The 13723-nt window shown below is 58.0% G+C and carries 16 protein-coding genes; 3 read left to right on the top strand and 13 right to left on the bottom strand.

From position 1 onward, the window contains the following. Positions 1-12 precede the first annotated feature (12 nt). A complete protein-coding gene (locus tag AB7951_RS04765) occupies positions 13-753 on the top strand; it encodes a response regulator transcription factor (protein ID WP_093756926.1) in 741 nt (246 codons plus the stop codon). Here AB7951_RS04765 and AB7951_RS04760 read toward each other — a convergent pair. The 10 genes from AB7951_RS04760 to AB7951_RS04715 all read right to left on the bottom strand — a co-directional run bounded on the left by AB7951_RS04760 (position 750) and on the right by AB7951_RS04715 (position 9101). Then, positions 750-3443 carry an ATP-binding protein gene (locus tag AB7951_RS04760; RefSeq protein ID WP_439061840.1) on the bottom strand — a complete coding sequence of 898 codons (2694 nt, stop codon included), beginning with the start codon at positions 3441-3443 and terminating at the stop codon, positions 750-752. The genes AB7951_RS04765 and AB7951_RS04760 overlap by 4 nt on opposite strands. Further along, positions 3440-4468: an ABC transporter substrate-binding protein gene (locus tag AB7951_RS04755; RefSeq protein ID WP_120293207.1), complete on the bottom strand. Its 1029-nt coding sequence runs from the start codon at positions 4466-4468 to the stop codon at positions 3440-3442. Before AB7951_RS04755 ends, AB7951_RS04760 begins: the two co-directional genes overlap by 4 nt. Positions 4469-5195: 727 nt before the next feature. Then, positions 5196-5462 (bottom strand): helix-turn-helix domain-containing protein, encoded by a 267-nt coding sequence (locus AB7951_RS04750; protein WP_439059589.1) that lies wholly within the window; start codon positions 5460-5462, stop codon positions 5196-5198. A gap of 472 nt (positions 5463-5934) precedes the next feature. Next, positions 5935-6111, bottom strand: a complete 177-nt coding sequence (locus AB7951_RS04745; RefSeq protein ID WP_439059590.1) for a hypothetical protein — start codon at positions 6109-6111, stop codon at positions 5935-5937. 57 nt (positions 6112-6168) lie between these two features. After that, positions 6169-6390, bottom strand: a complete 222-nt coding sequence (locus AB7951_RS04740; RefSeq protein WP_439059591.1) for a hypothetical protein — start codon at positions 6388-6390, stop codon at positions 6169-6171. Between the two features lie 215 nt (positions 6391-6605). Continuing rightward, positions 6606-6779, bottom strand: a complete 174-nt coding sequence (locus AB7951_RS04735; protein WP_089267567.1) for a DUF3606 domain-containing protein — start codon at positions 6777-6779, stop codon at positions 6606-6608. Between the two features lie 436 nt (positions 6780-7215). Continuing rightward, a complete protein-coding gene (locus AB7951_RS04730; protein WP_441255703.1) occupies positions 7216-7476 on the bottom strand; it encodes a hypothetical protein in 261 nt (86 codons plus the stop codon). A gap of 338 nt (positions 7477-7814) precedes the next feature. Further along, entirely contained in the window at positions 7815-8318 is a 504-nt protein-coding gene (locus tag AB7951_RS04725) for a YciE/YciF ferroxidase family protein (protein WP_120293195.1), read from the bottom strand. Positions 8319-8513: 195 nt separating this feature from the next. Further along, positions 8514-8726: a hypothetical protein gene (locus AB7951_RS04720; RefSeq protein ID WP_439059592.1), complete on the bottom strand. Its 213-nt coding sequence runs from the start codon at positions 8724-8726 to the stop codon at positions 8514-8516. A gap of 99 nt (positions 8727-8825) precedes the next feature. Next, a complete protein-coding gene (locus AB7951_RS04715) occupies positions 8826-9101 on the bottom strand; it encodes a hypothetical protein (protein WP_439059593.1) in 276 nt (91 codons plus the stop codon). A gap of 426 nt (positions 9102-9527) precedes the next feature. Here AB7951_RS04715 and AB7951_RS04710 point away from each other — a divergent pair, with 426 nt between their 5' ends. Next, entirely contained in the window at positions 9528-9707 is a 180-nt protein-coding gene (locus AB7951_RS04710; RefSeq protein ID WP_439059594.1) for a hypothetical protein, read from the top strand. A gap of 348 nt (positions 9708-10055) precedes the next feature. Here the strand turns inward: AB7951_RS04710 and AB7951_RS04705 are convergent, their stop codons facing one another. Beyond that, complete coding sequence (locus tag AB7951_RS04705; RefSeq protein ID WP_276511282.1) at positions 10056-10184, bottom strand: hypothetical protein; 129 nt, start codon at positions 10182-10184, stop codon at positions 10056-10058. Between the two features lie 202 nt (positions 10185-10386). On the opposite strand from AB7951_RS04705, the gene AB7951_RS04700 reads away from it, so the two are divergent. After that, positions 10387-11097 carry an outer membrane beta-barrel protein gene (locus AB7951_RS04700; RefSeq protein WP_441255702.1) on the top strand — a complete coding sequence of 237 codons (711 nt, stop codon included), beginning with the start codon at positions 10387-10389 and terminating at the stop codon, positions 11095-11097. A 248-nt stretch (positions 11098-11345) separates the two neighbouring features. Here the strand turns inward: AB7951_RS04700 and AB7951_RS04695 are convergent, their stop codons facing one another. Both AB7951_RS04695 and AB7951_RS04690 read right to left on the bottom strand, forming a co-directional pair. Next, positions 11346-12023: a Crp/Fnr family transcriptional regulator gene (locus AB7951_RS04695; protein ID WP_439084274.1), complete on the bottom strand. Its 678-nt coding sequence runs from the start codon at positions 12021-12023 to the stop codon at positions 11346-11348. Between the two features lie 1036 nt (positions 12024-13059). Then, positions 13060-13263: a CsbD family protein gene (locus AB7951_RS04690; RefSeq protein WP_068738686.1), complete on the bottom strand. Its 204-nt coding sequence runs from the start codon at positions 13261-13263 to the stop codon at positions 13060-13062. Positions 13264-13723 lie beyond the last annotated feature (460 nt).

The following is a 13723-nucleotide window of genomic DNA, read 5'->3' as shown; positions in this document are numbered from 1 at the left end:
CAGGAGCACAAGATGTCGGCGCCGGTCCCTTCATTTAACCGAGATTCGCAGCGCCGCGACCGGCTCCTGATCGTCGAGGACGACCCCGTGACGCGGGCCATGCTGGCCGGTTACTTCACCGATCACAACTTTGACGTCGCCGAAGCGGCAAATTGCGCTGAGTGCCGTCAGAAGATCAGGAAGAACGGCGCCGAGCTCGTTTTCATCGACGTTCAGCTTCCGGACGGCGATGGGTTCGAACTCGCGAGAGAGATCCAGAGCGTAAGCCAGGCCGGCATCATATTCGTCACGCGCCGCGATACCGAAGTTGATCGGATCCTTGGCCTCGAGGTGGCTGGCGATCACTACGTCACGAAGCCGATTAACCTGCGCGACCTGCTCGCGCGCGCTCGCTCGGTCCTCAGGCGCCGCGCGATCGAGCGTGACGCCGCGACCGCCGGCACCACGATCGTCTTCGGACGCTGGATCATCGATCTCGTGCGACGCGAACTGTCCACGCTCGGCGGCGAGCTGGTGCATCTCACGCGCGCCGAATTTGATCTGCTCGCAGCGCTGGTCGGCGCCGACGGCAGGCCGCTCAGCCGGGAGTATCTGATCGAAGTCGTCAGCAATCGGCAGACCGATGTCGATATACGTACCGTCGACGCCCTCGTTGCCAGACTCCGACGCAAACTCGCCAGCGGCAGCAACCAGCCCCTGATCACGACCGTGACGGGCATAGGTTACAAACTCATGCTCGAATCAAAGCGCTAGGCCTGTTCGGACTCTCGCAACCGTTCATTCAGCGCAGCGATAGATTCACGGCAGGTTGCCTCCAGCTGGACGGCAACAGCTTCAAGCGCATCTGCCGGCAATCGCGCCGCATCAGCCTCGATCCCGTTGCATTGGAAGAACAGACGTTCGAGACCGAGCGCACTGGCCGCACTGCCGATCCGATGCGCCAGGCGTTGCATGTGATGCCGATCCCCCATGCTGGCCGCTTCCACCATGCTCCGCGTCAGCGGAAGGCAGGTGTCAAGGAAGATGGTGCGCAGACCACGCAACCGGGGCACCCCTAGCAGTTCTTCCTGATCGTTAAAGAAATCGTCATCGATGAGAGAACCAGCGGTTAGCTCGGACGCACCAACCGGGGCGCCTGGCAGATCGTCGACACCCGCCTGCAAGGCTGATTGCAGCGCCTGTAGCGTGATCGGCTTGCCGACGCGCGCGCGGATGCCATTGGCAGTGAGCCGTCCCTGTGTGCGATCCGACAAGTCGGCTGTCAGTGCGATAATCCGTGGCGATCGATCAAGCTGCAGTTTCCGAATGAGCCTGGCCGTGGCAATGCCGTCCATCTCCGGCATATGCACATCCATGAGTACGACGTCGAAGGCACCTGAGCGAACGAGCTCCAGAGCCATGGCCCCACTCGATGCTACGACTGGCTCGTGACCGAGACGAACAAGGAGGGCATGCCCCACGTCGCGATTGACCGGATCGTCATCGACGAGCAGCACGGACAGCTTCGTCGCCGGAGGTCTCCTCTCGACAACGGCCGGCACCAGTTGCGCCCGATCGAGGGGAATGGACAGAGTAAACGTGCTTCCCTTGCCGAGTTCGCTGCGGACCGAGAGATTGCCGGCCATCAGCCGCGCCAACCGGCGGGAAATGGCGAGGCCAAGCCCCGTCCCGCCGAACCGACGCTCGATATCGCTGTCAGCCTGCACGAAGTCTTCGAAGATGCGCTCCTGAATATCCGGTGCGATTCCGATACCCGTATCCGTAACCGACAGATGGAGCATGCCGGGAGCATCCAGTGTATCGAATGCGAGATCGACCTGGACGCTACCTCGCGCGGTGAATTTGACAGCGTTGCCGAGTAAATTGAGCACCAATCGATTCAGCTTGATCGGGTCGCCGGCGACATCCGCGGCCACATCGCCTCGCATCGACAGGCTCAACGTCAATCCCTTCGCCTCCGCCTCCTCCCTCAACAGATCCAGATCTGCTTCGATCAGTTGATCCAGGCGAAAACTGCGGAATTCGAGCTTGTCGGCGCCTGCTTCGAGGCGGGCATAGTCGAGAATCGATTCGATCAGTGCGAGCAGGGTATCGCCCGAGACCTTGGCGGCCGTGAGCAAGCGGATCTGACGCTCGTCCAGGCGGCTATTATCGAGCAATTGCAGCACGCCTATCACGCCGTTGAGTGGAGTCCGCAGTTCATGACTGACGACCGCGAGGAAGCGCGACTTGGTTTCATTGGCCAGTTCGGCCGCCTGTCGCGCGTGATGCGCTTCTGCCCGTTCCTCGATCGCTTGATCGCGCGCCTGCGCGAGCTCGGTCGTCCGCGCCACAACCCGTCCTTCAAGGGTCAGATATGACTCCCGCAGGCGCTCTGCCATCCGGTTGAACTGCTCACCCAAAGTCTGCAGTTCGTCGCCCGTCCGAATGACGAGTTTCTGATCGAGATCGCCGCTTCCGATGCGTTCTGCACCTTCCGTCAACGCACGGATCGGATCGGCCATACGACGGCTGAGCAACAGCGCCGCGATAAACGCACAGAACAGCGAGACAAGCAGCAGCAGCGCCGAATTGAGCATCGACGCGTAGAGCGACGCATAGGCTTCGTGAGTTGGCAGTTCAACGAACACCTTCCAGCCGACCGGCGCGATGGATGTGTGAACCGAAAGAACGCGTTTTCCCGCCAGATCGGTGACGACGGAATCCGCATCGCTGCCTGCGCTTCCCGCGAGCGCGGACGCAACCTGCGAAAGCCCCGACAGGTCGGTGTTCTTGAGCACGAGGCGGAGATCGGGATGGGCAATCAGACGCCCCCTCGTATCGACGACGAAGGCATTGCCCTCATTGCCGACCTTGATCTGCGAGACGAGATCCCACATGAAGCGCAGATTGACATCGGCGATGATCACGCCGCCATCCGCGCCGCTCACGGCAACCGTGATATACGGCTCGGTCTCGCGGAAGAAGAAGATCGGCCCGTAATAGATGCCGCGTGCCTTCGCATCGACGAATGCGGGAGACTGCGAAAGGTCCGTATTGCTGCGGACCATGTCACGCACATAGCGCGACACGCGCAATTGCTCGCGACCTTGCGGATCGAGTTGGGCGATTTCGGAGATCGCCGGCGTCAGGCGCAGCAGGCGAATGCCGGTTATGCGCATTTCCTCCGGCGGAAGCATCTGCAGCGAGAGCTGGGATAACCAGACGAGCTGCCGCTCGATCTCCTTGAGGAACTGATCGATCTTGTCCGCCGCGGCGCTGGCCTGCTCGCGCTGCACAGCGATCAGCAGGCGCTGCTGCTCGCGATAGGAGAATATCGCGTCGATCACATTATTGGCGATCAGCGCCGCCGAAACGACCACCAGAAAGGACACGAGGTACTTGCGGAACAGACCGCCGCGCACCGGCGGTCGTGCATCGCGATCGGCGCCGATCACACTCATTCTATGATCTTGTCGGCGCGGGCCAGCAGCACCGGCGGCACCGTCAGGTTCAGTGACCTCGCGGTCTTGAGATTGATGATCAGCTGATAGGTGCGCGGCGATCGCACTGGCAGCTCCGCGGGCTTGGCGCCGCGCAAGATCAGGTCGATATATTCGACCATCGCCTCCACCAGCTCCGAGCGCTCCGACGCCGCCGATTCATACTTGAATCCATAGGAGACCAGGCCACCTTCACTCATGAAGAAGTGATAGGAATAGACCGCCGGGACCGCATTTGCCGCTACAGCGGATACGATCGCCTTGCGGTTGAGGACGGTGAACGCATCCGGCGTCACGACAAGTCCGCCGGCCGGTGCACCGCCGAGCCGGGCAATCTGCGCAGATATGTTGTCCGGATCCGAAATCGGAAGCGGGATGATGTCAACGCCGAAAGATGACGCCATCTCCCTCAACGGATCGAGATAGTAGTCGCCATTGCGCGGCGCAGAGAGCGGATTGAAAATCACACCGACGCGCTTGACGCGAGGCGCAAGCTCCAAAAGGATCTCCAGCCATTTGCTCCCCATCGATGGATGGCTGGTCGTGAAACCCGTGGCATTCCCCCCCGGGCGCACCAGGCTCTGCACAAATCCGCTGCTAACCGGATCCGCGGCCGTCGAGAAGACGAGCGGAATGGTCTGGGTCTCGCTCAGAATGGCTTGGGCGTCGAGCACGCCACCCGTGATGATCAGATCCGGCGTCCGTGCCACGATCTGCTTGGCCATCGCCTTGCGTTGGACCGGATCGTTCAGACACGACAGCGCTTCATACTCGATCACACGCCCATCGACCCATCCAAGCTCGCCAAGTCGGGCCTTCATCGCTGCTAGGCGTGCAACGGTCATAGGCTCGTCATAGGCGGTGCTCAGCAGGAATGAGACGCGCCGCCGCTCGGGCGCCACCTGCGCGACCGCCAGACGCGGCAGGGCCAAGATCGCAGCAAACGCAAGAACACTTCGTCGATGGAGCGCGATAGTCTTCCGCATGAGGAATTTCCCAGCACAACAGCGAGACGTTCTACCGCGGGGAGCGGACGTCCCACTACTCGCTTTTCTCAAATATCCGAAATGGACGACCTGAGCGAGAACGGTCAAGCGCTCGCCGCCCGACGGGAGAGGGCCTAGACGGTCAAACTCGGCAAGCGTGCCGTGCGATTACGGGAATTACAGTGCTCGCTGGCTTTGCCAGCACCATCGGCTGGCCCGGGACCTTTGGTGCCCAGGGGCGGCTCCGCATTGCAAAGCTATAATATTGACAAGACACATGATTTTTTAGGTTGATCCGAGACGCTACCAACGTCGATACCAACAATTTGCGAATGTTGACTGAGTTTTGCCGGGACAACGAATGCCCGGCCGCCAGCGGGCGGATATCGTCGACTGGCTTCGGTAGGATAGCATACTTCGCAGCTTCGGACACGACGGGCCTGTGAACATTGCCCGATATCTTGATCAACTAATACCCATCCTGGCCGAGCACCCGCGACGCTGATTTAAAATAGGCGAGAATCGACCTCTACAAATTTGGCTCTGCCGCGCGAACGAAATCCGTAGCGCCTATACCCACGCCGTCGAATTCTGGCAGGAGCGTGTTCGGATGATGCGTTTTTGGGCCGACGCGCTTGACCCGTTGAGGGAGAACGGTCGCGTCCTCAGAGTGAGAGTGTGAAGGAAAACACGACCGAAATGTAGCCGCGCCACTTAAGTAGCCTCATCACGTCGACATGTTCGCTTTAAGAAGCGACAGAAGTGATTGTACTGCCACAAGTCGCCGACGTCCGACCGTTGTGGTCGCGAGATGTCCCGCTCCTATCAGTTCGTAAAGCTTCGTGCGTCCCAAACCGGTCGCCTCACATGCTTCGTCGATCGTACAGGTGAACCGCTGGGAGAATGCAATCGTCTGCGGTTCAGCAGATTTTGGAAGGCATGGAGTAGCCTGTGACTGCTGTCCTCCGTTCTTCTCCCGACGTCTGTATCTCACGAAGCCTCCCAATCGCAAAGCGTTCGACGGCGAGAGTTGACCGCGCGACGAGCAACGTCAATGCGAGCAACCGAGGCCCTCGCGTACAACAGCGTACTTCGACGGACTTTTCGAGCATATCCGGACATCAACGGCGGTGAGGAGAATTTTCACTGACCGCATCAGCCACAACAACGAGTCGCGGCGGGCATGGTGGCTGTCATGCTTGCTTACCGAGATCTATGCTATCTCAAAGCCACCTGTGAAGTTGCGGAGGGCTAGTTGTGACCGATACGGTGCAGGGGCAAACTAAACCTATCGTCGGCAACATCGTGCTTCGCCATAGTCGCAGAACCCGGCAGTTTTCGGTTGGCTCAATGCGCCTCAATTGTGCGATGTAATTTGACGCCTCTGGAGCGACGACCGGTCCCGGAGCGCCTCGTCGTCCTCCCTGAGCTTCTGTGTGAGGTCTGGAATCCCTTCACGATGCAGTCTATGCCGAGACGCCATTGTCGAGCAGGCTTTTCTCACCCTTCGGCATGAGCTGATAAAGGTCGCCGTCCTTCTGGACATAGCCGTCCAGCACCAACTCTTCAGCCTTCGCTGTATCGTCAAAAGCAAAGGCGTTATCGATTTCCCGCAGAACCATTAGTTGATCGTCTGTAAGCATGGGAACCTCCATTTCCCTAGCAACTACGGAACGCGCAGCTTGTTTCTATTTGCGATGTCATGCTGAAGACCTTGTGGCTTCCGCCTCTAACGCGCGCTGTCGTTTGCGCGTCTCTCGCGTTGTGGGCAAAGAGATCCCCAATCGATTCGCCTGACGTCTGACGGCCTGCACATTACGTTTCGTGGCCGCAGCAATTTTGATCGGCGATGCACCCGCTTCAGCCATGGCTTTAAGTTTTTCACTTTCTTCGGCCGACCAAGGCCGGATTAGCGGCATCATCACTCATACTCCACCAACCGAAGCGGCGTCCTCGTAGGCTGCAATCGCCTGGTTCGACAGCAGCAGAGGCCTGACGACCCCCTGCCCGATCTGGTACGCGACGTACTTCCCGATAAATTCAAACGCTTCTTGCGGATCGCGCAAGCGGCCAACCCCCGCCAGGTAATCCAGTGCGATCTTTACAGATTGCTCGTGCAGGGATTCCGTTGACTGGCTCAGGCTGCCAACTCCTTGCGAACGGCGGCGGCTGAGTTGCCGACCTTGTCGACCGTCTTCTGCAGCTTGTCTTTGTCCACGCCGAGCTCCTTGGTCCAATACTTGACCTCATGCGCCTCGTGCATGTTGATCTTGCTACGATCGGGTTGCCCCCTGTTCTTCAGATCGTCCATGGCATCCTCCAGTGTTTGATGCCTAAAGAAACGCATTTCTGACTTCCTTGTTCCGGCGCGGCAGTGTGGCGGCCGCCGCAGTAGGTCGGAAAGTCGAACTACCTTTTGCTATTCGCCGCGCCTCTTCGCGGTACTTATGCCGGCCTTCTAAAGGGACGAGGTGTCTCTTTGCCGCTTGATCTGCACGAATGAACTTTGGGTTGAGTGGCGGGTTGAGAAGTATGCCCAAGCGCACGCGGACATCGGCCCCTATGGGGCTTCAACCTTCCCAGTCGGAATCCTGCTCGCAGATGATGCCGGCAATGCCGATGGCCGGAAATTCGAAGACCGGCCCATTTCGTCCTATCAAGAAATCGGCGAGCGACAAGGAGCGTGCTCACTCTGCGAAAGCGACGCTCCGTAAATCATTGCAGAAGCAGCGAGCTATGCAGCGCGCCTAGCTGTTGCGCTGAAGATCGTTCTGCCGAAGGAACGAGAGGCCATGCACCGTAAGGCGGTGATGATCGGTCTCCCCCTCACTGTGCAGTTGGTCAAGATGCTGGGAAAGCTGGGCGCGGACGCCAGGTGCTTCCGAATGTCCTGAGAGGGTGCCATAAATATCGATGGCGCGGTCGACGGCCGGGATGTTCATGGCGAGCTTTCTGATGGCCACAGCCACCCGTTCACCGCCGCCATGTGCGACAGCTGTCGAAGTCAAGTCCCGCTACTTCCGATCGTTCCGAAGTTTCTCAGTTCTCAGTCGGAGCCAGGTGATCTCACCGGATGATGGATAGAGTTGGCATTCAGCCAGTCCTCGTTGGCTGCAGCTGAGATCCAGTAGTGTGCCATCTGTAAAAGCCGGAGAGCTTCAGCTTGGTCCGTAGCTTCTTTTGCTTGTCTCGCTGCATCGGATGCCATCAACCGAAACGACGTACCTTGGCGCATTTTCGCTCTCCATGTCAGCGAAAACATAAGCCACTGTTGCGCTAAAGGTTTCTTCGACGGGTGGGAGGACTTACGTAGTCCGGCTCCAGTGACGGAGCCGGACATTTAGCCTTAGAGATCTTGCTCTGCTTCGACGTTGACGACAGATTTGGCCAGCGCGGTCAACGCAACGTCGGTGGCCTTCTCTTCCTTCAACGTGGCATCGAGAAGCGAGACAGCTTCAGGCATCCCCAGCTCCTTCGCCCAGGTCGCCAGCGTGCCGTAGCGGGAGATCTCATAGTGCTCCACCGCCTGCGCCGCGGCAGCAAGACCGGCATCGAGAGCGGGCATGCCCTTGTATTCGGTCATGATCTCTGCGCCTTCCTTGGTAATGCCCATGATGGCCTCACACTTCTTGGCGGTCGGCTTCTTGCCGAATATCTTGAACACGCCTTCGAGCCGCTTGATCTGACCAACGGTCTCCTTCTGATGCTTCAGAAAGGCGGCCTTGAGTTCTTTCGATTGTGCGGCTTTTGCCATCTTCGGCAGCGTGGCGAGAATCTTCTTCTCGGCGAAATAGACATCCTTGAGCGTGTCATGGAAAAGGTCGGCAAGAAGCTTTGGCTTTTTGGCCATGGGAAATTTCCTCCAGTAGCCCCGGTGAGCTGGGGCGGCTTATCACGCCAGCCCAACCGACCGCTGGAACTTAAGTTCCGATGAGGAGCTGCGCTCTTCTTTCCAAAACGCGATGGCCTCTGTTCAGTTGCCCTCTATAGCGCCCAACGAAAAAGGCCCCCGGGAGGGAGCCTTTTGTTTTGAAGAGCAACGCGTTCAGCGATGGCCGTGGTGCATTCCACGATGCATGTGACCATGACCGCGCTTCACGATAACAACCTTGTTGGCACGATGACCGCGATGGTAGCCGCCGTGATGGCCGCCGCCATGCCGAACCACTACGGTCTGAGCATCAGCCTGTGAAGTAGCGGCAGGAACAGCGATGCCGATGGTAGCGAAGGCAGCGATAGCCAAAAGAACTTTGCGCATTATCTTCTCCTTTGAATGAGCGGAGATTGAATGCGCGACTATAGGGGCCGTTCCGTCGTCTCAGGATAAATTTCCTGAATGATTGTTCAGGAAACGCCGTCAAACCTGCTCTTGCCTGCGCCGTAGCGTCTCCACTGCCCCCATCCCCGCGGACACCATGCCGCCGAATGTGCGCTCACCCGCATTCACGCGCTTCAGTATTTTCTTGGCGACGAAACAGCGGTTCTTGTGGCTGTCCAACTCGCGCGGCAAGACCTCGCACGCTTTGGTAAGGGCTATCTCCATCTCAAGAATTGTTTGCTTGTCGACCATCTGCGCGACCAATGGCGGTGCGCTGGCGACTGGCCGTCCGGCAATTCCATCTTCCATCAACATGACGACCTCCCTTGTTTTCTCCTATATCGTGCATTTGGTGTTTTAGTTCCTTCAATGGGAGCTGCGGTGCTTACGGCAGCTACCGAAATGGGCAACCCGCTGTGACGCGCCGCGCTGCAGCGCACCATCAATTCATTCTGGACCCTGCGATCTACCGTCGCTACGCTTTGCACAAGTTCGCCTCAAAATGCGAGCGTTGACGATAGAGATTACAGGGAGAGACCATTGAACGTGCTTCAGAAGACCAATCGGAATACCCCAGATGAAGCCACGATTATCGCGTGGGGGCTTTTTTGCTTCATCTTGGTATCGGCCATCACCATGATTGGTCTCTACGTTGGTTTTCGGAATTAGATAGTGAAAGCCCGCGCGGACGATCCGGCGAGCTTCTAATTTTTCAACCTCTGCCGGCGACGGTCCCACCAGATGAAATACTGGAGAGACGATTTCGAGCTCGACTGGACGCTCCGCGATATCGGTGGCGGCCGGCTGAAGCTGTCCCCGATCACGGAACACCAACTCAGCGAACTCCTGGAGATGGGCCTCGTCGAAATCGTGGACGACCAGGTCAAACTGACGGAGGCCGGAAATCGGAAGATCCAGTGAAGCCTTCCTACCGAAGGACGATCTTCTGGTGTTCTGATTTGGCTCGCACAGAACAAGGGAGCTTGCGATGAACATTCTCCACGCTCACTTGGCCTCGATTGGGCTCGTATTGCCGCCCTGGAGTCTCGAACACCTACCAACGGCTTCCCTCGTTCGCGGGCCTTGTTTGCACCGCTGTCGCCGGCCGCCCGAGGGCGGCAGCGGCTCGCAACACTGCGCCGCTGTCGGCAAGGCTGATCAATCGAGCAATGACTTCTGGAGTCCAGGTCCTGTTAATCGGCGTCTTGCCATGGCTCCACTAGTGGATCTTCTGGTATCCCGTCTCGGTGAGCTTCACTTGATCGTTCACTACCTCACGAGGCCCATCTCCAATAGCTCGCTCAGTTGGTCTTCCGTGATCGGTGACAGCTTCAGCCTGCCGCCGTGGATGTCGCGGAGCGTCCAGTCGAGCTCGAAATCGTCCTTCCAGTTTCTCAAAGAACTCTCGCTTCAAGGGATGGCTACCCTGCAGCGTGGAGACATTGTTATCGGTTATTGCCGCAGTCGACTTAGCATATCGGCTGGTATCGGGGTGAGGTTGTGGTGCGGTAAAAACTCGCGCGTGTGGCGAAACGGTGACAGCTTCGAGATGCGCGTGCACATAGGATTGTGATCACCGAACTTTCACAGGGGAGTCCGCATGAAACAGATTCTGATGGCCGCTGTCATTCTAACCTTGGGCGCAGCTTCGGCTTCTGCCGCCGATCTGGCAGCTCGTCCCTACACTAAAGCCCCGCCCGCTCCGATTCCGGTAGGCTACAACTGGTCGGGCTTCTATCTCGGTGTCATGGGTGGTTACGGCTGGTCGGATCGCGTCAACGTCGGCGGTGTCACGACCACGAGCAGCGACCTGCAGGGCGGCTTCGGCGGCGGCACTATAGGCTATAACTGGCAGACGCCCGGTAGCATTTGGGTCTGGGGTCTTGAAGCAGACGCGGCAGCGTCAGACATCTCATATAGCCAGACCGGCTTGTTCGGCATTTTTCCGGTCACGCTTGAGGATAAGATTCGTTCATTCGGGAGTGTCACCGGTCGCATCGGTGTGACGTCAGGCGCAGCGCTGTTCTACGCCAAGGGCGGTTACGCATGGGCCGATAATCGCTTTTCGATCGCCGGCCTGGGCGGCAGCTTCAGCGAGAGCAAAGTGCTGTCGGGCTGGACCGTCGGCGCTGGCGTGGAATACATGTTCGCCCCCAACTGGTCGCTCAAGGGTGAGTACATGTACGCCGACTATGGCAGCGAACGTTATCTGACTGCATTTGCTGCGGGCGGTCTGGAGCTTGGTGCCACCACCCACACTGTGAAGGGCGGCATCAACTATCACTTCAACTGGGGCGGCTCAAACTTCTAAGTCCCAACACTGAATTCAACAGACCGGGGCCCGGCGAAAGCCGGGCCTTTTCCCTGCCTACGCATAATCTCCGCCAATGCCGGGAAGGCGTTACCGGGATTTGGTCAGAGGCTAGTGTCGGTCAGACCGCGACGACCGCCGAGATGCTAAGAACCGTGATCGCGTTGTGCAGCCTCTCTACAAACTCGACAGCGGTCTTGAGATTGGCATAGGTGCCGCTATTGTGCTGTTCGTTGACATTCGCGATGTCAGAACGGCTCGCGTCGCAGATGCAAGTAGCGAGGATTGAACTCGCCGCAGTCCGCCAGACCCGCCCAATTTCTGATGGTGAGAGACCCGCTCTTGAAGTCGGCAAGATCGGTGTCTCGAAGGTTGGCCAAAGCGCGGTTTACGGTAGCTAGCGACAGCCCGAGAGCCTCTCCCAGCTGATTAAGACCTATCGGCAGAATACACGTATCGTCACGCGTCAAGCCGGAAGCCCGCGATCGGTAGAAGAGTTCGCAGAAGAGATGAGCCATGCGGGCAGGGGCGGACCGCGCGCTATTGTTCGTGATCGCTTCACGGAAGATGGCTGCGTCGATCAGGGTTTCACGCCAGATTGCAGCGCCAACCTTTGGTCTACTATCGAATAACTTCATCAAGTCCCGATGCGGGACCGAGGCGACGACGGCCTTGCCGATCGCGCAGACGGCATGATCCATCACCTCGATGAACAGACACTGTGAATCCGGCATGTCGCCAGCGAGATGAAAGGACAAATACTGGCGTGCGCCGTTCGGCAGGAGATGATAGCGAGCCAGCATTCCTTCGACGACGATTGCGGACACCTTGGGTCGATCGCCTTGCCGAATGAAGTCCTCATGACTATCCAATTCGCGGACAGAGCACGGCAGGCGGCGGACCTCCAAAAGGTCCTCTTGGCTCAGGTGCGAGTGCTCTTTCAGTTTTTTTATAAGGACGACTAGAGGGTCGATTGTAGCCTCCTACGCGGCTGAACCTGTTCGGCTGCGCTCAGCATCCTAGTCATCTTGACGGTGGCTTCAACTCGCTCGAAAGCCAACCCTTGCTGCGCTCCATCGGATCGACCTCGCACCTCGCGCATCTAAACTCCGAATCTCCCTTTTCAGATGACGTCATCTTGCGATTGCACTTTGGGCATTTCGGCGCTGAAGACCCAATAACTGTCATTGGGTTTGCTCGCGAGCGCTGATCTCTCGCCGAACTTCTCGAACACTTGCGAAATGCAGGCCAAGTTCACGAGCACGTTTTTTGACGGAAGCCATTGGTCGCTTCATAGCCGCACATGCTCGTAGGAGCGTAGCCCCCTCTGCATGCAACTGTTTGAGCTTCTCCAAGTCCGCATCTTGCCATGCGCGGGTTATCAGCTGACGCTCATTCATGTCGGTTCCTTCAACGGTTCCTCGGGATGGAACCACAAGCCAGGAGGTGACATCGTCTCATTTGAGACGAATTTACCGAGAGCGGATCTCAATGTTTTTTTGCGGTGCACCTTCGCCGTTTTGGCACCCGGATCCTTGCCACCCACGGCGTCGTCTCCACCATGCTGGCGATGTAATCGCGTCTGGTGCCTTCCATGTCAGACTTCCGAAGTGTCATCGACCGAGGCTCAACGCGCAAGTTGAGGCAGCAGAAGCCTGCGATCGAAGATTGACGTCCTTGGGAGCTAGGCAAGTGCGCGTCGGGCCTGACCGGCTTGTCGATACTGGAGGGTGTTGTCTGGTTGCTCGAACAGCAACGTTAGGGAACATTGCTGCTTAAAGGCCTGGCGGGTAGGTCGCTCTACCGCCGGGCCGACCGAAGCGAGGCTTCTGGGGTCAAGATTCGGTCGCTGTCATCCTGCGTTAACTCCGACCGCAAATCCATCAGCCGTTAGATTGAGGCAACTCGCTCAATCCTGTTCTCGAAAAGCGTGGAACAACTTTGGAGCGAAGTACGTTCTGATTACCAACTCTGACGTCCATACCAGTCGTCGACTTCCTTCGTGGTCTGGTCCTTGGCGTAGCCATAACGCTCTTGAAGACGACCCTCGAGTTGCTCCCGTTTGCCGTTGATGACGTCGAGGTCATCGTCAGTGAGCTTGCCCCACTGCTCCTTGACCTTGCCCTTCATCTGTTTCCAATTTCCTTCGACCCTGTTCCAATCCATTTTTTCTCTCCCTTGTTAGTGGGATGAACGTCGTGATCAGGTCTTTGTTTCCCGTGCGACACTAAGACAGCGCCCGGCAGTCTGAGAAGCGCCCCGAAAATTTTTAGCGTCACCCCTTGACCGAAAGCAGCGAAAATCTACATCGATAATCGCCTTTAAACGAAAGGAGTTAGGAGGCCCAGCATGACAAGCGCTGCCATGTCGATGAATGAAATCCACGCAAATTCTCTACTCGCCAGCACCTTCTCGCACCCGCGGGAGGTTCTTGCCAATCCCTTCTTAGACACGCTGCAAAAGCGATGCATCCTAGCCGTTTGGGCATCGGATGCGTTTACTGTCGAAGGGAAGCCATGGCTACGCCAAATTCCAGGCTCCCATGAGACTGTTAGGATCGGTGATATTCTCGCAGCTCTCCGATCCCTTGATGAGGATGACGGTCCCCCACCGAAGACGTCGCGAA

The organism is Tardiphaga sp. 285_C5_N1_2 (genome assembly GCF_052076065.1).
GTDB lineage: Bacteria > Pseudomonadota > Alphaproteobacteria > Rhizobiales > Xanthobacteraceae > Tardiphaga > Tardiphaga robiniae.
This window is presented reverse-complemented; position numbering and strand designations above follow the sequence as displayed.